Source organism: Paenibacillus sp. FSL P2-0136 (genome assembly GCF_037975325.1).
Lineage (GTDB): Bacteria > Bacillota > Bacilli > Paenibacillales > Paenibacillaceae > Paenibacillus_AQ > Paenibacillus_AQ silagei.
The window spans coordinates 1,793,531-1,815,043 of sequence record NZ_CP150244.1 but is presented as its reverse complement, the minus strand read 5'-3'; the positions used below and the strand labels follow the sequence as shown (position 1 = coordinate 1,815,043).

The window sequence follows — 21,513 nt, the reverse complement described above, 5'->3', positions numbered from 1 at the left end:
CTGCACCACATTATTCTGTTATATCCTCATTACGGATAATCCGTTCAATATGAATGGTCAGATACAATATTTCTTCCTTGGACAAGACCCGTTTGTATATCTTGCGGGAATAGTCCGCTATCTTCACCGCAACCGCATGGGCAGCCGGGTACTGCTTCATGACCAGATCATGCAGCGCATGATCCTGGTCCCGCTCCTCCATCGGAGTGCCCTGAACCACCCGCTGCGCAAAGAACTTCAGATGGGTCAGGAAGCGGTAATACCCGAGTGATTCTTCATCCAGCTCAATCAGGAAGCTCCGCCGGACAATATTCAAGATGTCCTTCACGATATTCGTGATACTTACCGTCTCCCGCATCTCACCGTTCATCTGCGCATTAACCAGATGCATCGCGATGAAAGCGCACTCGTCCTCCGGCAGCAGAACCCCAAGCCGTTCCTCGATAATTTGCAGCGCCTTGAGTCCAATGGAGAACTCCTTACGGTACATCCGCTTGATTTCCCACAGCAGTGCATTCTTGATTTGAAGCCCCTGACGGTGGCGGTCGATGGCGAAATGGATATGGTCCGTCAGTGAGATATAGATGCTGTCATGCAGCTTCTCCCCGAGCACCGTCTCGGCATAACGGATCACTTCATCGGTGCATTCCACATATTCCAGCGGGATCTCCGAGAGAAGCGACATCAGCTTCTGTGAACCTTCTTTATTCTCCAGGGCGAATACCTTCTCGACCTGAGCATCCTCAACATCATCCCCGGCCTGCTTCTTGAAGGCGATACCGCGGCCCATTACGACCCGTTCCTTCCCGCTGGCATCGAGTACGGTGACCACATTGTTGTTGAGCACCTTAGCAATTTTCATTCCATCACCTTACACCGTCAGAGTAATAAAATCCCCCCGCAGGCGCGGGGATACAACATTATCGTGTTAAAAAAGGCACAACCAAAACGGCATCAAAAGAGTGCCCGTTTCTGGTTTTGCCTGAATGAACAGTAACAATCCAGTTATTCTACCTGTAGCAGCATCTTAGCATATCATTGTTAATATGACAACACTTTTATGAAAACGGTTTATTAAAGCCTGTGCTTCTTAAGCTTGCCCCATTTCACCTACAATATTTCACCGTTCGACGAAATCACCTGCTTGTACCACTCAAACGAATCCTTCTTACTGCGGTTCAGCGTGCCGCTTCCCGTGTCGTCCAGGTCTACGTAGATGAAGCCGTAGCGCTTGGACATTTCCGAGGTCGACATGCTCACCAGGTCAATCGGGCCCCAGGCCGTATAGCCCATCAGCTCCACGCCGTCCTTCACCGCTTCCTTCATCTCCTTGATGTGTTCCCGCAAATAATCAATCCGGTAATGGTCATGGATCGATCCGTCTTCCTCCACCTTGTCATATGCGCCCAGCCCGTTCTCTACGATGAACAACGGCTTCTGGTAACGGTCGTACAGGTTATTCAGGGTAATGCGCAGACCCACAGGATCAATCTGCCAGCCCCAGTCGGAGGCCTTCAAATACGGGTTCTTGATGCCGCCCAGCAGATTTCCTTCAGTCGCCTCACCCTCCGGACCTGCGGACACCGTAAGCGTCATATAATAGCTGAACGAGATGAAATCTACTGTATTCGCAGCAAGAAGCTCATCATCCCCCGGTTCACGGACAATCTCAATATGGTTCTCGGCAAAATAACGGTTCATATAAAGCGGGTACTTGCCGCGCGCATGCACATCCGTGAAGAACAGATTCAGCTGGTCCTCCTGCTGTCTCTTACGTACATCCGCCGGATTGCAGGTATGCGCGTAGCTCTCCATACGGGCCAGCATGCAGCCAATCTGCGAGCCCGGAATAATCTCATGTCCGAGTCTGGTAACCAGGGCGCTTGCTACGAACTGATGGTGCAGCCCCTGAAAGACCGCTTGCAGCTTGTTCTCCACACGGTCTGTAAGAATACCGCCTCCGGTATACGGGCTGAACAGCATGACATTGATCTCGTTGAAGGTCAGCCAGTACTTTACTTTTTTCCGGTAACGTGTAAATACAGTCTCAGCATACTTCACATAGAAGCCGACCACTTCACGGCTGGCCCAGCCGTTATACTTCTGTGTAAGACCGAGCGGAGTCTCATAGTGCGAGAGAGTAACCAGCGGCTCAATGCCGTATTTCAACAGTTCATCGAATACATCGTCGTAGAATTGCAGACCCTGCTCGTTAGGCTCGGCATCATCGCCGTTCGGGAAGATCCGTGCCCAGTTAATCGAGAGCCGGAACACCTTGAAGCCCATTTCGGCGAATAGAGCAATGTCCTCCTTGTAGCGGTGATAGAAGTCAACGCCTTCGCGTTTCGGGAACCAGTCATCCGTCTCTCCGGCAAGAATCCGGGCGATACGCTCCGAAGAGATCTCCATAGAATGATCCCCTGTGCGCTTATCCTTTGGCACGAAGGCGATCATATCTGCGGTTGACAGCCCTTTGCCCCCCTGATCAAAAGCGCCCTCCAGCTGATTGGCAGCGGTTGCGCCGCCCCATAAGAAATGCTCAGGAAATCCGTTAAGTACTGTAGCCATAGTCCTTACCCCTTTTCATTATGATCTTTCTGCATGGCCTATATAACAGAAAAACCTAAACCTATGGCAAGATCATCGAGCCCGGCGAACGGGTTCAAATCAGTCACCATCAGTTTAGGTTTTGCCTGGCACGGCCAGTAACAATCCAGTAAACGATGTGTTTATGGAAGATTTAATTGACTCCAGCCTAACATAGCATCCGGCAAAATTCAAATGAAAATCCGCTCATTTTCCGTGAAGCTCATATTTGCGCCCGTTCCTTCTCCCCTAGCTGCGCGCCGTGAACTCGGTCACCGCTTCGCTCATCAGATTCATTCCAAGCAGCAGCTCATCGCGGCCGGGATGGCTGAAGTTGAGCCGGATACGGTCCGAGCCTCCGCTTACACTGCAGAGCGGACCAGGCAGGAAGGCTACCCCCTTAGACAGCGAAGCCCGCAGCAGAGCCATCGCGTCCAGGCCTTCAGGCAGCGATACCCAGAGGAACATGCCGCCGGCCGGCATATCATACACGCTGTGCTTCCAGGCCGGACGCTTCAGCAGCTCCGCCATCAGCTTCAGGCGGGTATTGTATTCGCGGTTCAGCAGCGCGATATGCTCCCTTAGATCAAAAGCCGACACACTGAGCAGATGATGCAGCAGGCGCTGGTTCAGCGAGCTGGACTGCCAGTCCGCCATCTGCTTGGCGGCAGCCATCATGCCGATCAGCTCGCGGCTTCCCGCCGCCCAGCCCGTCCGCAGCGCCGGCGCGACCGTCTTGCTGAAGGAGCCGATGTACAGCACATGCCCGCCCTCGCTGACATTCTCCAGCGCATATAGAGTAGGATATTTCTTGGAGGGGTGGCCCTCACTCCGCTGGAAGTGCAGATCGCCATAGGAATCATCCTCCACGATCAGCACATTATGTGAGATACACAGCTCCAGAATCTCTTGCCGCCGGGCAAGGCTCCAGAGCACTCCGCTGGGGTTGGTGAAGCTTGGCGCAGCGAACAGCATCTTGGGCCTATAGCTGCGGATCGTTCGGCGCAGATGATCCGGCAGCAGGCCGTCCCCATCCCCCTGGACCGGAATAATGACGGCTCCCTGCATCCGCAGCGCCTGCAGAATACCGGGAGAAGTCGGATTCTCAACCAGTACATGATCCCCGGGATCGATGTACACCCTGGACAGCAGATCGATGGCCTGCTGGCTGCCCGTTGTCAGCAGCACTCCGCCTTCGGTTACCGCCACCCCTTTGCTGCGGAGCCAATCTCCGGTCAGCCATTCGCGGAGTGGGCCATACCCTTCAGGCTCCCCGTACTGCAGCGCACTTGCATCTGTGGAGATCACGGTAGATGCCGCCTCAGACAGCAGTGACAGCGGAAATAATTCTTCTGCCGGGAGCTCCTCTGCCAGCGAGATCAGCGTACCCCGGCGTGTCTCCTTACGGATACTCAGCAGCGGTGAAGATAACAATGTATGTGCGCGCGAAGAAAACTCATACTTCATACGCTTCCCCCCTTTATCTGGTTTAAGAATATTCCAGTCCTGACGCCATTATGTCGTAATACAGGGATTATGCGTAGATTTGCTTGTTCTGTCTTGAGAAAAGCGCGAACTTCTCAATTGCCTGCGCTCTTGTCGATACTTCCAGCTTCACATAAATCTTGCGCAGGTAGTTATCGATCGAACGGCGGCTGACTTCAATTTCAAGTGCGATTTTGTCGTATGTAATTCCTTGCACAATGCGTTCCATGATGAACATCTCCGTCTGTGTCAGCTGCAAGACACCTTCCAGCCCTCTGGAGGAGGCTACCGGACGGAAGCCCTTTTCGATCCATTCCAGCGGAATGGAGAGGAACCCTTCGCGGATGCCGCGGATCATCTGCAGAAGCTGATCCGGAGTGGCTCCCTTCGACAATACCCCGCTCGCTCCCAGTTCAATCAGGGGCAGGAATATCTCCTTATCGTTCTCCTCCGTCATGATAATAATGTGGGAGCACGGTGAGCTTTTTTTCATGTCCGGCAGCACCTGCTCTACGGTTCCGTCATGCATCTGATAATCACTCAGCACCAGATCAGGCCTTAATTCCTCCATGCCCGCGAGACATTCTTCCCAGGTAGCGAACATGCCGTCTACCGTCAGTCCCTCCTCATCTTCCAGAATTAATTTTGTTCCCAGCATACTTGTGGGATGACATCCCACGATGACCACCTGCCAGACCTTCGTCATTAATGCCCAGACCTCCTGCTATCTATATAATTTTCCAGAATGGAAAGCGCTGTAAGCGTTTCCTGTCAACACGCAAACAAGGATCTATGCTGTCATAAGTCTATTCTTCCTACTTTTACCTTGAATACGTCCATCAGATATTCCAATCTATAGAAATTGTATCGCAGTAGTTTAACAGGATGCAATTACTTTTTGTCGTTTCTGCGCGGCTCTTTCACTTTTGCGAAAAACCTGAAAGTCTGATAGAATGAGGACTTGAAAAAATATGGCTTGAGGTGATGAAATGCAACCGCTAGCGGAATCGACCCGGGTACACTCTCGCCGGAGTGCAGAGAGAAGCGGCTCGTCCGTAAAATGGTTTCTACTGTTCTGGATTCTGATGATCACAGCCGGCGTATATGCCGTGTACAGCTACACCAATCATCTGAAGGATCAGGTGCTGAGCGAGCTTGGATCTCAAAGCCAGCAGCAGCTTACCGTTTTGAAGACCGACTACGAGTCGAAGATCGCCGTCCTGTCAGAACAAGTGAAGGAGCTTCAGAGCACCGTGCAGACGTTCAACGAGCTGCTGACCTTCACCAAGGATAATGCCAGTAACAAGACGGACAACAGCAACAAGCTGTACACGCAATTAAGCGAGGTCAAGAAACAGCTTGATACGCTCAAGAAAGAGATGGATCTGCTGAAATGATGACTCCTGTCAAAAGAGTGAACCGGTTCTTCATGCTCCTGACTGCTCCATTGTTCGGACTGCTGCTCTGTCTGTGGCTGTACCAGCCTCCGCTTGAGCTTAAGCTGAATACCGCCCCCTTCGCAGCTGACCCCGGACCCGTGAATGAAACCGCGCAATTGAAGCAGGACCTGGCTGTGGCCAAGAGCTATGCCGCTTACACCATAGACTCTATCGGTACCAGCGCACAGCTCTACAAGCAGACCACGAACGCTATGAACACACTGGTCAGCACAGCAACGGCCCAGACCTCCCGTCCTGAGCGGATCTACAACCGCCGGATTAGTTCCCGGCTCGGCATTCCTGCCGATGTGATCAGCAGCGACCGGATTACCATTGAATTATACCGGCTGAACCCCGGCAATTATACAGCATACGCAATGAAGATTAAGCTGAAGGATACCTCAGCCATGAAGATGAGCCTGGCCGGTGACGGCACGGGCGCTTCCGAGACCACACTGCAGGCCGTGAACCGCTACGGTGCCTCGGCCGGCATTAATGCCGGCGGCTTCGCTGATCAGAACGGCAAGCGTTATCCGCTCTCGACCACCATCGTCGGCGGAGAATATCTGTACGGCTTCGAGCCCAGCTACAAGGATCTCAGCTTCGTCGGCCTGAACAAATCCGGCCAGCTGATCGGCGGCAAATTCACCAGTCGTGACCAGCTCGATCAGCTGGAGCCGGTATTCGGAGCAACCTTCGTCCCTGTGCTGCTGAAGAATCAGAGCAAGACAGCCATTCCGCTGAAATGGCAGCTGGCCCCGAAGCGGGCACCGCGGACCATCATCGGTAACTACAAGGATAATCAGCTGCTGATTCTGGTCGCTGACGGATATAACGAGAACGGTAACTCGGGAGCAACACTGGCTGAGCTGCAGGATAAGCTGTACAATCTCGGCGTCATCGATGCTTATAACCTGGACGGCGGCGGCTCATCGTCCATGATTTTCCGCGGCAAGGTTATTAACAAGCCTTCCGACGGCAATTTGCGCCGCGTCCCAACCAACTTCTTGTTCTTCAAGTAATTCCGAGTATAACCGTCAATGCTAAATATCACATTTTCATTTATTTTTACAGATTAAAAGGGTATACTCAGGGTAACGAAGATCGTCAATAATGGAGGTGCCTGCATGTCGTTCTCCCTGACTTTTTGGATCGTGACCCTGGTATTTGTACTGTTTCTGGCTGGTATTCTTACTTCTTCCTACAACGACGACAAGACTAAGGGGCTGTGACCCGCCCTCCGCGAACCATCTGATGGACGTATACCACAAAAAGGAGCACCGCACGGATGTGTGCGGCGCTCTTTTTGTGTTCTTCACTATTCACTGAAGCCGAGTCCAACCAGCATCCATGTTATAAGACGCGCTTACGCGTTTTACCCTATGTAGATAATTGATGCGCTCTACGCTTACGCGTGTTTTGGCAGTTGGGTCATCTCGGTAAGGCAGCTTGAACAAATGTAACGGTCTTTATATTCGCTTACGCCTTCCATAGATCCGCAGAAGACACACTTCGGACGGTAACGCTCCAGAATAATGTGGTCGCCCTGAACAAGAATTTCTACAGGATCACCTTCATTCATTTGATACCTTTTACGCAGAGACTTAGGCAGAACAATTCTACCCAGCTGATCTACTTTACGTACAACGCCAGCAGGTTTCATATCTAACTTACACTCTCCTGTTCAACTTATGATTAGTAGTGCCATTTCTGACATCCAAGTTCACGTACCCTATTACTTTCTTCGGCACTAATCAACTATTTCGTTACTAAAATGTCGAATCCTGCTGAAAAAAATAAAAAATGATGTCAACTTTTAGAAAAGTTGTGGGAAATCGAGCTGCCGGAGCGCTTCATAGACCACAATCGCTGCCGAATTGGACAAATTAAGCGATCTGACCGCCTCGCTCATCGGCATCCGCATCGCCGTTTCCTGACCAGCCTCCAGGATCTTTGCCGGCAACCCCTTGGTTTCTTTCCCGAACACGAAGAAGTCTCCATCCCGGAAGGCGAAATCGCTATAGCGCTTCTTGGCCTTGGTGGTCGCGTAGAAGAACCGCCCTTCCTGATACTTCTCCAATACTTCACTGAAGGAATTATGATATTCAATATTCACTGCATGCCAATAATCGAGTCCGGCACGCTTCAGCGTAGCATCGTCTGTGCGGAAGCCCAGCGGGTGCACGAGATGGAGATGGGTTCCTGTGGCCGCACAAGTACGGGCGATATTGCCGGTATTCGCCGGTATTTCCGGTTCCACCAGCACAATGTGTAATGCCATAATACGAATGCTTCCTCTCTGTAGGGTCTTAAGGAGTGCGGCGGAGTAAGTATCCGCCGTGTCCTCCATGGCCCTGTGATGTATTCTTGATGCTGCTTGCAGATACAGGCCGGACACAGGCCGGGCTCAATGATCCTGGCTGCGGGCAAGAAGAAACCTTCCGCTGCCAGGCGGAAGGTCAGGAACGTTCTTTCATTACCCTTGAGTTTGCCGGAAATGCTTCATGAAATCAGCCAGCGCCTTAACGCTCTCATGTGGGACTGCGTTGTAGATCGAAGCCCGTAAGCCGCCTACGCTGCGGTGTCCCTTGAGGCCGACAAAGCCTTCCGCTTCGGAAGCTTTGATGAACTGCTTCTCCAGCTCCTCCGATTGCATCCGGAACGTTACATTCATGATGGAACGGCTGCCTTCTTCCGCAACTCCGCGGTAGAAGCCGTCGCTGCCGTCGATATAATCATACAGGAGACCTGCTTTGTCACGGTTTTTGGCTTCAGTGCCGGCAAGCCCGCCCTGTTCCTCAATCCATTTTAACACTTCGTTAACCATATATACAGAGAAGGATGGCGGCGTATTGTAGAGAGAGTTGTTCTTGTAATGAGTATCATACCGCAGAATCGTCGGAATATTCGCCGGAGAACTTGCGATCAGCTCTTCCTTGGCAATCACTACGGTAACGCCCGACGGTCCGAGATTCTTCTGCGCACCGGCATAGATCAGACCGAATTGGTTCACATCGAAGTCGCGGCTCAGAATATCACTGGACATATCGGCAACCAGCGGAATGTTACCGGCATCAGGATACTGTGCATACTGCGTGCCTTCAATCGTCTCATTCGAGGTGATATGCAGGTAAGCGGCATTGTCCGCAGCCTTGATGCTGCTAAGCTCAGGAATAGCCAGGAATTTCTTGTCTGCGGAGGATGCGGCTACATGACCGCCGCCTGTCAGCTTGGCTTCCTTCAGGGCTTTGTCCGCCCAGCTTCCTGTCATGACATAACTGCCGACCTGGCCTTCAGCGATAAGGTTCATCGGAACCATGGCGAACTGTGTGCTTGCTCCGCCCTGGATGAACAATACCTTGTAGCCCTGCGGATTGCCGAGGAGCGAAAGCAGGCGTTCCTGAGCTTCATTATGCACGGATTCGTATATCGCCCCGCGGTGCGACATCTCCATAATGGACATTCCGCTCTCCCGGAATTCAACGAACTCCGCCTGTGCACGTTCCAATACTGCCAGCGGCAATGCGGCCGGACCGGCATTAAAATTGTATGCTCTCTTGCTCAAAATAACTCCCACCCTTTCTCTCCTATGAATATGGATATCGCTATGATAGCAGATAACGATAAACACCAGCAAGTATAATTATTCACATATGAGGTAAGCTAGGCCGCAATCAGGAGGCTGAAAACAGGTATCTGCGGCTCCAACCCTTGCTGTGACGCGGTAAAATAGTGATGTCTGCAAAAACCTCGGGTGAAATTACATGCTTGTCTCCCCACAGCGCAATCCGCTCAGCAGCGAAATCTCCGCTCTCTCTGATGCAGGCCCCAGTAGGCTTATGGATCAGCTCCCAGTAATAGTCCGCCTCCGCCTGCTCCCAGCCTTCGAGTCTGCAATAGAATTGGCGGTCCGGTTCCCCGGCCCATGTCAGGCTATTCCCGTCTATGCTGAGCAAATTCTCCGTATACGCCGATTCCGGGGCTACGATCTGGGGCGTTCCCGGCAGCCTAAGCTCATAATCCGTCCCTACCAGCGCCCCATCAATGCCGACAAAATTATGAATATACTCTTCAATCCGCAGCGCTTCGGTCCCTGTATTCTCTATCCTGTAGGAAATATCCAGCCGGTTATCTTCAAGCTTCAATGTCTTGACCAGCCGCATGCTGTAGCCCCGGCATTCCAGCGGCTGCACAGTGTATGTAACCGAGTCTTCGCTCCACTCTTCAGTGATCGGGAATGGCTTAAGCGGATACTCCCCGACGAATGAATAAGGCTCATCACTTTGCTTCTGCAGCAGCCCGATGCCGGGCTTGGGGAACCATTCCCCAGGAGCAGCATCTTCATAGCCAATTGCCCGGGAAATGCCAAACTCATTGCAGAGGCCTATCCCTCCAGTACCCTGCCCAGGCACCAGACTTTCCGGAACACAAAAGGTATGCCCGCCCTCGTCCAGCTTCACGCCTGTAATAAATCCTGTCCAGTCAAAACGGGTGCCTCCATAGGCTCCCACATCAGCAATCTCTACGGTCAGTACTCCATTGGATAGTATACGTGTCATTGATCTCTTTCCTTTCTGTCCTGGTTGGACGCAGCACATCCTATCATAGCATTTCCAAGCCCATTCTATACGGGTTATTTGGATATTAAAACGCCTGCTCCGCGCGGACCGGCAGAGCAGGCGATAGAATTCAGCAGCTCCGGCTTTAGGCCAGCTCTACCTCCAGCAGATGAATTTCTCCTTCAGGCAGGTCTGTCAACAGGCTGCGTGGAATCACAGCACCCTCTGAGACGCGCTGAAGCGTTACCTCAGCCCCGTTCAAGCGGGCTGCGTGTATTTGATACTCTCCGTATTCCGTGCTTCCAGAGGCCATATAGACGACTTTCAGCTCGCGTCCGGCAAAGATAGTCTTGATCGAGGCGCTCTTATCGCCGTCAAACTGTTCATTCACCAGCTTCGGCTGCAGCAGCAGGTCGCCGAGCTTGCCTTTGACGCCAAACACCTCAGTTACCATCGTCAGCAGCAGCCAGCTTGCCGAGCCTGTCAGATACGTATACATTCCTCTGCCCTGCTCATTGATATATTCCGGAATTCCGGGATACATCCGGCTCACCTCGAAGTTCGCACTCAGATTATACAGTGAATCCAGCACCTTGCGGCCTTCTTTAACGTATCCGCGCTTATACAGCGCATTGCCGTACATAACGGTCATGTGGCTGAACATGGCTCCGTTCTCCTTGTGTCCGAAGGCGAAGCCGAATGCCCGGCCCAGATTCTGCTGAATGCCGCCGAAGTTGCTGTTCAGACGGTAGCCGATTTTCTCATCGTACAGATTGCGCTCTACCGCAGAGATGATCGCAGGAATCTGCTCTGGAGCAGCAGCGTGGCCGAGGAGCGGGAAGACCTGACCGGTAAGCGTCATCCGTGTGCTCTCCGCCCATTCCCCTTCTACACGTTCACCGTCATTATTATAATAGCCGTTGAACCAGCCGTCACCGTGTCCGCTCTCTACCCATTCATTGCGGCGCAGGTGATCGAAGATCCATTCCGCCTTACGGGCGAGATCTGCTGCAACCTCTTCAAGCGTCAGCACGGCTCTTACCCCGCTCACCTTATTCGGTGCAGCAGCATAGAAGCGGCTTAGCAGCTCATGCTTGGCCGTCACCGATTCATAATCGACAGCTTGGCCGAGCGAGTCAAGCAGCAGCACCATCTCTTCGGCCAGCTCCAGTGTATCTCCGCCAGTCCGTTCCTTCAGGGTAACCAGCAGTTTGGACAGATCGAGCAGGTTGCTGGCATAGAAGGCTGTGAATGTAACACTTTCGCCCCGCTGTGCTGCCATATCGAGGCCATCGTTCCAGTCTGCGCCTTCCAGAAGGATGTTATTGTGCTCACCCACATTGAAGAAAGGAACCAGATTCTGCAGCAGGATATGCTCCAGAATAGTACCTGTATATTCTTCGCCCGCAGTTGTCCGCAGACTGCTTCCTGCCCCCGGCTCCCAGGAGGCGTCGCGGTCCTTACAGCGGTTCATGAAGGTATCACGGAAATAAGTCTGCTCCTGCAGCAGGAAGTCCAGATCCCCGCTCTGATCCAGGTATAGCATGGTAGTCAGGAACGGCCACGCACCATGGTCCATCCAGACCCGGGGAATATTGTTGCGGTCGGCAATGAATTCGCCCGGCTGCTGCCCGATGATCGTCGCATTGCTGCCGTCAATTCGAACTCCGGCATAGTTGTTCAGCAGCAGGCTGCGCACATCCGCAGGCTCCATAATCAACAGAGCCAGGCAATCCTGCCAGAGATCGCGCCAGCCGCGTCCCCCTCTGCCATAATCGTGATAAGGCAGGAACGAGTTGCCGTATAGCCTGCGCAGCACCGGCTGCAGCGTGACCCATTTCATCCATTCGTCGGCGGCATGATCTCCGGTATGGAATTCTACCGTATTGACTTTATCCGCCCAGAAGCGTTTATTCTCATCAAGCAACGCGTCAAAAGCCGCAGCAGATCCATATTTGGCCATCAGTGCCTGCACATCGATTCTATCATTGTCAATCGCCATGACTACGACATAAGAATGACTCTGACCCGGCTCCAAAGTGATTGCGGCGAACCGCAAACCACCCAGCGCCTCATATCCTTCCCAAGGCACTCCGCCATCTTCTCCAATCGGCGGCGCCAGATTGTTCACGACCGCTTCCGGCCAGTCCAGGCTCCCGCCCTCGCCGATGAATTCCTCCTGCACCGGGAATAATCCGGTTGGCAGCGCTCCGCCCTCACCAGCCCCGAATACCCCGTACGAAGTATGATTCACCCGGTGGCCGCGTTCGTCGAAGGACAGCGCAGGCTGCACCTCTACGCCATACGCCGAAGTATAGATCCGGTTCAGCAGCGAGGTGACATGCCGGTGATCGCGCAGATCATCCGCAGAACGCGCATACAACGGAATAGCTGCTGTAGATGTCAGCGTAAGCGCCTCTGTACCGCTGTTCGTAAGTACCACCTTCATCAGTTCAACCTTGTCGTTGCCGCAGGGTACGAAGCTTGTGATCTCCGCTCTCAGCCCCAGCTCCTTACTCTCCCGCGTCACCCGATGCCACAGAAGTCCTGCCTCCAGCAAGGATTCATCTGCTGCTTCGCCATAGAACGCCGCATTCTGCCGTGCAGAATTGCCGGCAGCCGACCAGGCGCCCTTGCCTTCAATGTACACCCAGAAATTGCGCGAGGCGCGGGAGTTATGCAGATCCTCCACGGAGATTGGCGGTGTCAGAAAGGTATTATGGCCCGAAGTGGCCTGACCATGCAGCCTAGGACTGACCGAGGACATCATGCCCCCTTCATTCACCAGCGGAAAATATAAAAAGCTGCTCCGGTCCGGCTGCTCCAGCCGAAAGTCTCCGTTATTCCCGGTGAAGCTCCAGCCTGATCTTGACACCTTTGATTGATCCTTCAATACATTCATCCTCCCTTTTCCTAACAGCAGACGTATTCTTGATTGCGTATGACTACATAATCGCAAAGCCCGGTACCGCTTTCCGAAATCGGTTTCGGTTTCATTATTACACCGTTATTTTCCTTTGTAAAGCGTTATTTGTGACTTATGAGCAGAGATTAATGTGCAAAATTAATACTCTAAAGCTCAGAGAATCACATTTAATTGTAATTTTATTACATTAACACTATTTTAGTAACGAAAATTTACGAAACCACAATATTAAGCTATTTGCGACAAATGAGAACAGGGCTTCACATTTGCTCAACTAGCACACAACTTCCCCGGATTCAGGTGCACTTATGCTCCTCATATTTACTCTCCCTCAGTTTAATCAGCAGCAGCAACAGTGGGGGTTATCCCTTTCACCTTTCACCTCTCTACTTCCACCTCTCGCCTCTCCCTCCAGCACGAACTGCCACCCCTGAAAGTTTGTTTACACGAAAAAAACACAAAAAGCCCCCGGAATCAAAAGATTCCAGAGGCCTCTCTATCCAGCTAGTTTTACACTAGCTTATCTTATAAGCTTATACGTCGAAGTACAGGGAGTATTCATGCGGATGAACGCGGATGGCAACGGCTTGAGCTTCGGAACGCTTCAGGGCGATATAGTTATCGATGAAGTCTTTGGTGAATACGCCGCCCTCTGTCAGGAATTCGAAGTCAGCTTCCAGTGCATCCAGAGCTTCGTCCAGGGTACCCGGAACGCTGCGGATCTTCTCTTTGTCTGCATCAGATAATTCGTAGATGTTCTTGTCCAGCGGACCGTAGCCCATTTCTTCAGGGTTGATCTTCTTCTTAATTCCGTCCAGACCAGCCATCAGCATAGCGGAGAAGGCCAGGTATGGGTTAGCCGTAGAGTCCGGTGTACGGAATTCGATGCGACAGCCCTTAGGTGTTACAGCAGCTACCGGGATACGGACAGCAGCGGAACGGTTCCCCTTGGAATAGACCAGGTTGACCGGTGCTTCATAGCCAGGAACCAGACGCTTGAACGAGTTGGTGCTTGGGTTCGTCAGCGCGATCAATGCAGGAGCATGATACAGGATACCGCCGATGTAGTGCAGCGCCATTTCACTCAGGTTGGCATAGGCACCTTTTTCATAGAACAAAGGCTCGCTGCCGTTGAAGATCGATTGGTGAACGTGCATTCCGCTACCGTTATCGCCGAACAGCGGTTTTGGCATGAAGGTGGCTACCTTGCCGTATTGGCGTGCAGTGTTCTGCACAATGTATTTGTAAGTGAGGAGATTATCAGCTGTTTTCTTCAAGGTGTCGAAACGGAAGTTGATTTCCGCCTGGCCTGCTGTTGCTACTTCGTGATGATGACGCTCGATTTCGAGGCCGGCTTCACCAAGCAAACGGCACATTTCACTGCGGATATCCTGCTGGGAATCCACTGGAGCTACAGGCACGTATCCGCCCTTCACGCCAACCTTGAATGCCATGTTGCCGCCTTCTTCCTTGCGGCCAGTGTTCCATGCTGCTTCCTCGGAATCTACGTAGAAGGAGGAAGTGTTCATTCCGCTCTCGTAACGGACATCGTCGAAGATGAAGAACTCGGATTCAGGTGCGAAGAATGCTGCTGTACCTACACCGCTGGATTGCAGGAATTCTTCAGCCTTCACTGCGATACCGCGCGGGTCGCGCTCATAACGTTCGCCATCAGGCGTGAAAATGTCGCACATAATGTTCAGTGTCGGGTGAGCAGTGAACGGGTCAATGTAAGTGGTGCTTGGATCAGGCATCATTACCATATCCGACTCTTCAATCCCCCGGAAGCCTGTAATGGAAGAACCATCGAATGCTACTCCATTTACAAAGGTTTCTTCTTCAACTGCGGATGCTGGCAAAGAGATATGGTGAGCACGTCCACCCAAATCTACAAACCGGAAATCCACCCACTCGATATTGTTTTCCTTGATCGTCTGCAATACTTTTTCAACCGACATGCTTAATTCCTCCCCAGATTCCGAACATTAGGCCGCTCATCGTATCAAATGTTCTTGTTTTTATTTTTTTGCTGTCGTCATTATAAATCGCATACCTAACATCGTCAATGCTTATGTCAGGTATTTCTTGCGACAATGTGAGATATTCTGACGCTTTGGTGAAAATACCAATTTCATCCGGATTCCATGTCACCTTTGTCCAATATGCAGCAAAAACAGCTCTCATCCTCCAGCCTGAAGCGGGAGAAGAGAGCTGTTCAATAGTCATTATTCGTTGACAATCATACTACAGGCGCAGCCTCCAGAGACGGAGAGAACTTGCGGCCCACCAGCGGTGCCAGCTTCTCCAGATCCCGCAGCAGGCTGTCGAATTGCTCAGGGAACAGAGACTGAACGCCGTCTCCGGTCATGGAGTTATCGGGGTCGGTATGCATCTCGATGATCAGACCGTTGGCGCCTGCAGCAACCGAGGCCTTGGCCATAGGGGCTACCAGTTCGCGGCGTCCGGTGCCGTGGCTCGGGTCAGAGATTACAGGCAGATGGCTGAGGTTCTGCAACACAGGAATGGCCGACAGATCCAGCGTGTTACGCGTGTAAGTCTCGAAGGTACGGATGCCGCGCTCGCACAGCATGACATCCCGGTTGCCCCCCGCGAGAATGTATTCTGCCGCGTTCAGCAGCTCATCATAGGTCGCACTGAACCCGCGCTTCAACAGCACAGGACGGCCGCAGGTCCCCAGCTTGCGCAGCAGGTCAAAGTTCTGCATGTTGCGTGTACCTACCTGCAGAATATCCGCATGCTCAGCACAAATATCCACGTATTCCGGCGTCATGACCTCAGTAATGGTCAGCAGGCCGTGACGTTTGCCGGCTTCCGCCATCATTGTCAGCCCTTCCACGCCAACCCCTTGGAAGCTGTAAGGTCCGGTACGCGGCTTGAAGGCACCTCCGCGCAGTACCTGGCCGCCGGAAGCCTTGACCAGCCGGGCAATCTCATCGATCTGCTCCGGAGATTCTACGGCACACGGACCGCCCATAATAACCAAGTTCTCCCCGCCGATCTTCACTCCGCGGATATCGATAACCGTATCCTCCGGATGGAAGTCGCGGCTCGCCAGCTTATAGGATTTGGTAATCTTAACTACATTCTCCACGCCCTTCATCTGGCGAAGATGCTCGGCTAGCTTCGGAGTGACGCCCCCTACCAGTCCGATTACGGTATGGTCAGCCCCTACAGAGAGATGGACCTGCAAGCCTTCCTTCTCAATCACGGCAATAATCTCACTCACCTGTTCCTGAGGTGTTTGGTTGGATGTAATAACGATCATATTATAGCTCCCCTTTTGGACCCGTATTAGTGTTGTTGGATAGACCGGCACACTGCTAATTCTCTGATTTACTATTTCGCTACGACGCGTGTACGCTTTTAAGCACTAAAGTAATTTTATCGCATATTCCCCTTTCAGTCAACCATTATTCCCCGTTCCGTGTGAATTCTATGTGGCAAAAACGAAGAAAGCAGCACAGCCCTCTCAGGCCGCACTGCCGGTTATCCGCTATGAGTTCATCGTTATTGTTATGCAGACCTGTCAGCTGGTGCTGGCAGTCTTGTTCTTCACAGGAGGCAGAAGCTTCGCCATATTGACTGTGCGCTTGATCTCCCAGGTCTCCGGCTTCGCTTCGTCATACTGCTCCAGATAATTAATGACTTCCTTGGTGATCGGCGTCGGCGTAGAAGCGCCGGAAGTCACACCTACCTTGGTGATTCCCTTCAGCCATTCTGTATTCATCTCGGATACATCCGAGATGCGATAGGCTGTAACTCCCGCGATCTCCTCTGATACCTGCGCCAAGCGGTTGGAGTTATTGCTGCGCGGATCACCGACCACAATAACCAGCTCGCACTGGCCCGCCTGCTCAGCGACAGCCTCCTGCCGCACTTGCGTAGCCATACAAATCTCATTATGAACTTCGGCACCAGGGAAGGTCTCCAGCAGCTTGCGCATAATATGCTTGATATCCCACTGGCTCATTGTGGTCTGGTTCGTAATGACAATCCGTGAGGAAGGGATAGAGAGGCCGGCAATGTCCTCTTCTTTCTCGATCAGATGGACATGCTCCGGCGCAATTCCCACCGCACCTTCCGGCTCCGGGTGGCCTTTCTTGCCAATATAGATAATCTCGCAGCCCTCATCAACCTTCTCCTTGATCAGGTCGTGCGTCTTCGTCACATCCGGGCAAGTAGCATCCACCGTAGTCAGGCCTTTGGCGCGTGCCACCTTACGTACTTCAGGCGATACGCCGTGGGCTGTGAAGATGACTGTTCCCTTATCTATTTTATCTAGAATATCCAGACGGTTATGCCCGTCCAGCGTAATAATTCCGTCATCCTCGAAGGAGTTCGTGACATGGCTGTTGTGCACAATCATGCCCAGTATATAAATCGGCCGGGGCAGATCCAGATTCTGCGCAGCCTGCCGTGCCATCACCATAGCATCGACGACGCCATAGCAATAACCCCGGGGAGAGATTTTGATGACTTCCATGAATTCACCGCTTTCTGCTGTCAATGACTGCTGTAATAGGAGCCACTCAATTATACCCTATTCCAGCGGCGGGGCAAAGAGAAGCGGCAGCCAGATCACAAAGGTCGTCCCTTCCCCCTGACGGGTGACCACCTCAACAGAGCCTCCGTGCTCCTCAATAATCCATTTGGCAATGGACAGTCCTAGCCCGATGCCTTCCGTAATTCCTCTGGATTCATCTGCACGGTAGAAGCGGTCGAAGATATGCGGCACCTCATCTTTGTCCATCCCGATTCCCGTATCAGCAATGCGGATTCCCACCTGATTCTGATACAGCAATGCATCCAGCGTTACCTCACCGGCCGGAGTGTATTTGAACGCATTGTCAATGAAAATAAACATCATCTGCTGCAGGTAATCCTTATTCCCCAGGATATACTTACCATTCAGATGGCCCATCTCACCTACAGACCACTCCGCTTCGCGCGTCAGGAAGGACGCCCGGCGGGCTACCTCAGTCATCATCGGCTCCAGCGCTACCGGCTCGATCTCGAAGGTCCGGCCGGTATCCGCCCGGGCCAGGGAGAGCATATCCGCTACCAGACGGCTCATGCGTGCCGCTTCATCGGCGATATCCTTCACCGATTCAATTGAGAGCTGGCGGATATCCGCCTCAGACATCCGGCTGTCATCCGGCTTCATTTCCCAGACCTTTTGCAGCAAATCAATATTCCCGCGGATGGTTGTAAGCGGTGTCCGCAGCTCATGCGAAGCATCCGAGACGAAGCGGCGCTGCGTGGCATAGGCCTCCTCCAGCCCCGTATAGAAGCCTTCCATCCGCCCGAGCATACTGTTCACCGTCTCAATCAGCCGTCCGATCTCATCCTGCGGACCGTCATATACGATCCGCGAGCTAAGGTCAGTTCCCGTCTGTATTCCATTCGCAGCTTCAATGACCTTGCCAATCGGACTCATCGCCTTGCGGGCCAGGAAGAGGCCGAAGGTGAAGGCTGCGAGCAGGGTAGCGAAGGAGCCGGCCAGCAGAATATTCTTCAGCCGGTTCAGCAGCGTGACCTGTTCCCCCGTATAGACGGCGACCTGAAGGACAGCAGGCGCAGGCAGACTGTTGTTGAGCGTTACATCAACCGCCCGCTGATAGATCAGGAAGGGGTTACCGCCATAGCTGGCCTGCAGGAATCCCTCCTGGTTATGCAGGTCCTCCTTGGCGGGAACCTGGAATTTCAGTTTAATTTCGGTCATATTTGGGCTTAGAATCAGCCGGTCCAGATCATAGATGTACATTTGGGCGAACAGGCTCTGACCCGCTGGTCCCCCAAGCACAGGCTGCAGGTTTCCGTCCGGGCTCAGGCCCGCCTTCAGCTCTACCTGATGCGATTGATTCTGGAGCCGGTTTTTCAAGTCGCCGTACGTATTAATATAGACGAACGCATAGATCACGCCGGACAAAACCAGCAGCATGACAGCCAGAATTCCCGAATACCAGGCAGTAAGCCGCAAACGTATGGACATATTAGTCACCTCTTAGGATGTAACCGGCTCCCCGGATCGTCTGAATCAGTCGTTTGCCGCCATGCTCCTCCGTCTTCTGACGCAGCATTGCAATATATACCTCCAGGACATTCGATTCCCCGCTGTAATCGTATCCCCAGATCTTATCCATAATGAGATCGCGGGAGAGCACCCGCTTCGGATTCTGCATGAACAGATGAAGCAGCTCGAATTCCTTCGCCGTCAGCTCCAGGCGCCGCCCGGCGCGGGTCACTTCCCGGGAATCCACATCCAGCGTAATATCCTCATAGGTGACGGCCTGATCCGGGCTACCGCCCTGCTCGCTTTTGCGCCGGAGCAGTGCCCGTACCCGTGCAAGCAGCTCCTCCAGCGCAAACGGCTTCACCAGATAGTCATCCGCGCCCAGGTCCAGCCCCTTCACCCGGTGCTCGATTTCATCCTTTGCCGTCAGCATCAGCACAGGAACGCTGCTCCCGCCCTCCCGCAGACGGCGGCAGACCTCGAACCCGTCCACCTGGGGCATCATAACATCCAGAATGACCACATCTGGGTCACTGTTCAGAACGGCACGCAGCCCGTCAGCCCCGTTGGACGCCGTCTTGACATCATAGCCCTCAAAGGCCAGCCCGCGGCGGAGCATAGAGGTTATTTTCTCATCATCATCAATTATCAGTATATTCGGTCGCATCCGGCAGCCCCCATTGTCTCATTCATATATCTCTATTGTATCAGATGCACCAGTCTCTCCGCATCCGTACACGAACAGCACAGAGCGGAAGGGTTGCCCCTTCCGCTCTAACGCCCACCGCATGATGTGCTTATTGCTTCTGAGTCTGCGTGGTCTCGAAATCATTCTTGTTGCCGATCGTTACCGGCAGATCCAGCTTTTTGCCGTCACGGACCACATTCAGAGTCGCCTTATCGCCTACCTTAAGCGTCTGGATGTAAGTGATCAGATCCTGGCTGGTAGCATAGCTCTTTCCGTCAATTCCTGTAATGATATCGTAAGGACGCAGATCCGCTGTATAAGCAGGAGATTTAAAGACAATTTCAGCTACTACAGAGCCTTCTTTAATCGTTGTCCCCATTTGCTTGGCAACTTCATCGGTAATCGTCATCAGAGTAGCCCCAATGAACGGCACCGGTTCCTTAGGAATTTCCTGATTGGCTTCAAGCTTATCTACCACGCCTTTAATGGTATTTACCGGAATCGCAAAACCGATCCCTTGGGCATCTCTGCTTACTGCAACGTTCATACCGATGACCTGGCCATTCATGTTGAGCAGCGGTCCGCCGGAGTTCCCCGGGTTGATCGAGGCGTCGGTTTGCAGCAGATTTTTGTAGGTTTTTGTACCACTACCGTCTTCTTCGGCAATATCAATACTGCGGCCTCTGGCACTGAGCACCCCGGTTGTCACTGTATGGTCGAAGCCCTGCGGGTTCCCGATCGCCACAACCTCTGAGCCGACCTTAATGCTATCGGAATCGCCAAGCGCCACAGACGGGAAGTCCGAGCCTTCAATCTTCAGTACGGCGAGATCCAGATCCTTGCTGGAGCCCAGCAGCTTCGCTTCATAAGTCTTGGAGGTGCCGTCTACGGTAACCTGAATGACATCGGCACCATCTACCACGTGCTGGTTGGTCAGTATATAACCGTTCGAATCATAGATGAAGCCTGTACCAATACCGTAAGGTGTAAGCTGCGGAGAAGAATTATTCGAGCCCGGCTGGGATTCCGAATTATTCGAACCGGAACCTCCGCCGCCGAATTGATCACCGAAGAAGAACTGTGAGAATGGATCGCTCATATTCGGGCTGCTGCTTCTATTCCGCGAGTTGTTCGATTTCACCAGCGTCTCAATCTTGACGACTGCCGGCCCTACCCCTTCAACTACGCCGGATACATCTCCCGAGCCGGTGACCAGCGCCGCTGCGGAAGTGGAAGGTGTAATATTAGCATTGCCGCTTGCCGTCTTCCCTGCCGGATTCGTTGCAACTGTGGCTGCCTCCTGGCCTCCGGTGAACCAGTTCCCCCGGTCTGCCATGAACATGGAGCCTGATAAGACTACCATTCCGGCGAGAAAAGATACCAGTACCGCCTTCACCGGCTTCTTCGGCTTACGGTTGTACTGCCAGCCGTTGCCCCCCTCAGGAGGATTGCCGCCGCGTCCGCCGTTCCCGTCATTGCCGGTAGTGCGAAGCGATGTGTTATACGGTAAGGACTTCACCGGCTGTGGCGGTGTAACCTCTACCCGCTCAGGATCGCGGCGGTTATAATGCTGCGGGTCATTGCCGTTCATCTCATCATTGTTCAGCGATTTGAAAGGTCCGTAAGAATAGTAGTAGGAGCCGCCTTCTGCGGTTGAATTAGTGCTGTTATCAGTATCATTATGATTATTGTCCCATTCACGATCCGGTCCCGGTTCATGATCACGATTGTAGTTGTTCTCACGATTGAAGTTGTTTTTGTTATCGTCCATGTTTACTTTCCTCCCGCGCCTTGCC

Annotated in this window: 18 protein-coding genes; 2 read left to right on the top strand and 16 right to left on the bottom strand. The window is 52.7% G+C overall.

Annotation, left to right across the window (positions count from 1 at the left end):
• Positions 1 to 10: 10 nt before the first annotated feature.
• The 4 genes from NYE26_RS07510 to NYE26_RS07495 all read right to left on the bottom strand — a co-directional run bounded on the left by NYE26_RS07510 (position 11) and on the right by NYE26_RS07495 (position 4,777).
• Positions 11 to 862: a PRD domain-containing protein gene (locus tag NYE26_RS07510; protein WP_209872925.1), complete on the bottom strand. Its 852-nt coding sequence runs from the start codon at positions 860 to 862 to the stop codon at positions 11 to 13.
• Between the two features lie 248 nt (positions 863 to 1,110).
• On the bottom strand, positions 1,111 to 2,568 hold the full coding sequence (locus NYE26_RS07505; RefSeq protein ID WP_339254990.1) for a 6-phospho-beta-glucosidase: 1,458 nt from the start codon (positions 2,566 to 2,568) through the stop codon (positions 1,111 to 1,113).
• 267 nt (positions 2,569 to 2,835) lie between these two features.
• Positions 2,836 to 4,053: a PLP-dependent aminotransferase family protein gene (locus NYE26_RS07500; RefSeq protein ID WP_076079779.1), complete on the bottom strand. Its 1,218-nt coding sequence runs from the start codon at positions 4,051 to 4,053 to the stop codon at positions 2,836 to 2,838.
• A 67-nt stretch (positions 4,054 to 4,120) separates the two neighbouring features.
• Positions 4,121 to 4,777 (bottom strand): response regulator transcription factor, encoded by a 657-nt coding sequence (locus NYE26_RS07495; protein ID WP_036722353.1) that lies wholly within the window; start codon positions 4,775 to 4,777, stop codon positions 4,121 to 4,123.
• Between the two features lie 283 nt (positions 4,778 to 5,060).
• Between NYE26_RS07495 and NYE26_RS07490 the strand changes: the two genes are divergently transcribed.
• Both NYE26_RS07490 and NYE26_RS07485 read left to right on the top strand, forming a co-directional pair.
• Positions 5,061 to 5,468, top strand: coding sequence for a hypothetical protein (locus NYE26_RS07490; protein WP_036722356.1), 408 nt, complete (start codon positions 5,061 to 5,063; stop codon positions 5,466 to 5,468).
• Entirely contained in the window at positions 5,465 to 6,532 is a 1,068-nt protein-coding gene (locus NYE26_RS07485; protein ID WP_209872933.1) for a phosphodiester glycosidase family protein, read from the top strand. The genes NYE26_RS07490 and NYE26_RS07485 overlap by 4 nt, the downstream gene beginning before the upstream one ends.
• A 386-nt stretch (positions 6,533 to 6,918) precedes the next feature.
• On the opposite strand, the gene NYE26_RS07480 is transcribed toward NYE26_RS07485, so the two are convergent.
• The 12 genes from NYE26_RS07480 to NYE26_RS07425 all read right to left on the bottom strand — a co-directional run bounded on the left by NYE26_RS07480 (position 6,919) and on the right by NYE26_RS07425 (position 21,488).
• The gene (locus NYE26_RS07480) at positions 6,919 to 7,173 is read right to left on the bottom strand and encodes an AbrB/MazE/SpoVT family DNA-binding domain-containing protein (protein ID WP_036697751.1); all 255 of its coding nucleotides are present in this window, start codon (positions 7,171 to 7,173) and stop codon (positions 6,919 to 6,921) included.
• Between the two features lie 153 nt (positions 7,174 to 7,326).
• On the bottom strand, positions 7,327 to 7,791 hold the full coding sequence (gene trmL / locus NYE26_RS07475) for a tRNA (uridine(34)/cytosine(34)/5-carboxymethylaminomethyluridine(34)-2'-O)-methyltransferase TrmL (RefSeq protein WP_339254989.1): 465 nt from the start codon (positions 7,789 to 7,791) through the stop codon (positions 7,327 to 7,329).
• A gap of 195 nt (positions 7,792 to 7,986) precedes the next feature.
• Positions 7,987 to 9,078: a 3-phosphoserine/phosphohydroxythreonine transaminase gene (gene serC / locus NYE26_RS07470; protein ID WP_036722639.1), complete on the bottom strand. Its 1,092-nt coding sequence runs from the start codon at positions 9,076 to 9,078 to the stop codon at positions 7,987 to 7,989.
• 106 nt (positions 9,079 to 9,184) lie between these two features.
• Complete coding sequence (locus tag NYE26_RS07465; RefSeq protein WP_339254988.1) at positions 9,185 to 10,069, bottom strand: hypothetical protein; 885 nt, start codon at positions 10,067 to 10,069, stop codon at positions 9,185 to 9,187.
• Between the two features lie 145 nt (positions 10,070 to 10,214).
• Positions 10,215 to 12,962, bottom strand: coding sequence for a cellobiose phosphorylase (locus tag NYE26_RS07460; protein ID WP_339254987.1), 2,748 nt, complete (start codon positions 12,960 to 12,962; stop codon positions 10,215 to 10,217).
• A 566-nt stretch (positions 12,963 to 13,528) separates the two neighbouring features.
• The gene (gene glnA / locus NYE26_RS07455) at positions 13,529 to 14,953 is read right to left on the bottom strand and encodes a type I glutamate--ammonia ligase (RefSeq protein WP_036722362.1); all 1,425 of its coding nucleotides are present in this window, start codon (positions 14,951 to 14,953) and stop codon (positions 13,529 to 13,531) included.
• A complete protein-coding gene (locus NYE26_RS07450; RefSeq protein ID WP_076079776.1) occupies positions 14,943 to 15,221 on the bottom strand; it encodes a hypothetical protein in 279 nt (92 codons plus the stop codon). Before NYE26_RS07450 ends, glnA begins: the two co-directional genes overlap by 11 nt.
• A gap of 13 nt (positions 15,222 to 15,234) precedes the next feature.
• The gene (gene aroF / locus NYE26_RS07445) at positions 15,235 to 16,281 is read right to left on the bottom strand and encodes a 3-deoxy-7-phosphoheptulonate synthase (RefSeq protein ID WP_339254986.1); all 1,047 of its coding nucleotides are present in this window, start codon (positions 16,279 to 16,281) and stop codon (positions 15,235 to 15,237) included.
• A 261-nt stretch (positions 16,282 to 16,542) separates the two neighbouring features.
• Positions 16,543 to 17,499: a 4-hydroxy-3-methylbut-2-enyl diphosphate reductase gene (locus tag NYE26_RS07440; RefSeq protein ID WP_036722368.1), complete on the bottom strand. Its 957-nt coding sequence runs from the start codon at positions 17,497 to 17,499 to the stop codon at positions 16,543 to 16,545.
• A 57-nt stretch (positions 17,500 to 17,556) separates the two neighbouring features.
• Complete coding sequence (locus tag NYE26_RS07435; protein WP_209872944.1) at positions 17,557 to 19,008, bottom strand: HAMP domain-containing sensor histidine kinase; 1,452 nt, start codon at positions 19,006 to 19,008, stop codon at positions 17,557 to 17,559.
• A gap of 1 nt (position 19,009) precedes the next feature.
• On the bottom strand, positions 19,010 to 19,696 hold the full coding sequence (locus NYE26_RS07430; protein WP_036722376.1) for a response regulator transcription factor: 687 nt from the start codon (positions 19,694 to 19,696) through the stop codon (positions 19,010 to 19,012).
• A 130-nt stretch (positions 19,697 to 19,826) separates the two neighbouring features.
• Entirely contained in the window at positions 19,827 to 21,488 is a 1,662-nt protein-coding gene (locus NYE26_RS07425; RefSeq protein WP_339254985.1) for a trypsin-like peptidase domain-containing protein, read from the bottom strand.
• Between the last annotated feature and the right edge of the window lie 25 nt (positions 21,489 to 21,513).

Coding starts and splice junctions, on each gene's coding strand:
- NYE26_RS07510 (WP_209872925.1), bottom strand. CDS start 862: ATGAAAATTGCTAAGGTGCTCAACAACAATGTGGTCACCGTACTCGAT.
- NYE26_RS07505 (WP_339254990.1), bottom strand. CDS start 2,568: ATGGCTACAGTACTTAACGGATTTCCTGAGCATTTCTTATGGGGCGGC.
- NYE26_RS07500 (WP_076079779.1), bottom strand. CDS start 4,053: ATGAAGTATGAGTTTTCTTCGCGCGCACATACATTGTTATCTTCACCG.
- NYE26_RS07495 (WP_036722353.1), bottom strand. CDS start 4,777: ATGACGAAGGTCTGGCAGGTGGTCATCGTGGGATGTCATCCCACAAGT.
- NYE26_RS07490 (WP_036722356.1), top strand. CDS start 5,061: ATGCAACCGCTAGCGGAATCGACCCGGGTACACTCTCGCCGGAGTGCA.
- NYE26_RS07485 (WP_209872933.1), top strand. CDS start 5,465: ATGATGACTCCTGTCAAAAGAGTGAACCGGTTCTTCATGCTCCTGACT.
- NYE26_RS07480 (WP_036697751.1), bottom strand. CDS start 7,173: ATGAAACCTGCTGGCGTTGTACGTAAAGTAGATCAGCTGGGTAGAATT.
- trmL (WP_339254989.1), bottom strand. CDS start 7,791: ATGGCATTACACATTGTGCTGGTGGAACCGGAAATACCGGCGAATACC.
- NYE26_RS07465 (WP_339254988.1), bottom strand. CDS start 10,069: ATGACACGTATACTATCCAATGGAGTACTGACCGTAGAGATTGCTGAT.
- glnA (WP_036722362.1), bottom strand. CDS start 14,953: ATGTCGGTTGAAAAAGTATTGCAGACGATCAAGGAAAACAATATCGAG.
- NYE26_RS07450 (WP_076079776.1), bottom strand. CDS start 15,221: ATGACTATTGAACAGCTCTCTTCTCCCGCTTCAGGCTGGAGGATGAGA.
- aroF (WP_339254986.1), bottom strand. CDS start 16,281: ATGATCGTTATTACATCCAACCAAACACCTCAGGAACAGGTGAGTGAG.
- NYE26_RS07440 (WP_036722368.1), bottom strand. CDS start 17,499: ATGGAAGTCATCAAAATCTCTCCCCGGGGTTATTGCTATGGCGTCGTC.
- NYE26_RS07435 (WP_209872944.1), bottom strand. CDS start 19,008: ATGTCCATACGTTTGCGGCTTACTGCCTGGTATTCGGGAATTCTGGCT.
- NYE26_RS07430 (WP_036722376.1), bottom strand. CDS start 19,696: ATGCGACCGAATATACTGATAATTGATGATGATGAGAAAATAACCTCT.
- NYE26_RS07425 (WP_339254985.1), bottom strand. CDS start 21,488: ATGGACGATAACAAAAACAACTTCAATCGTGAGAACAACTACAATCGT.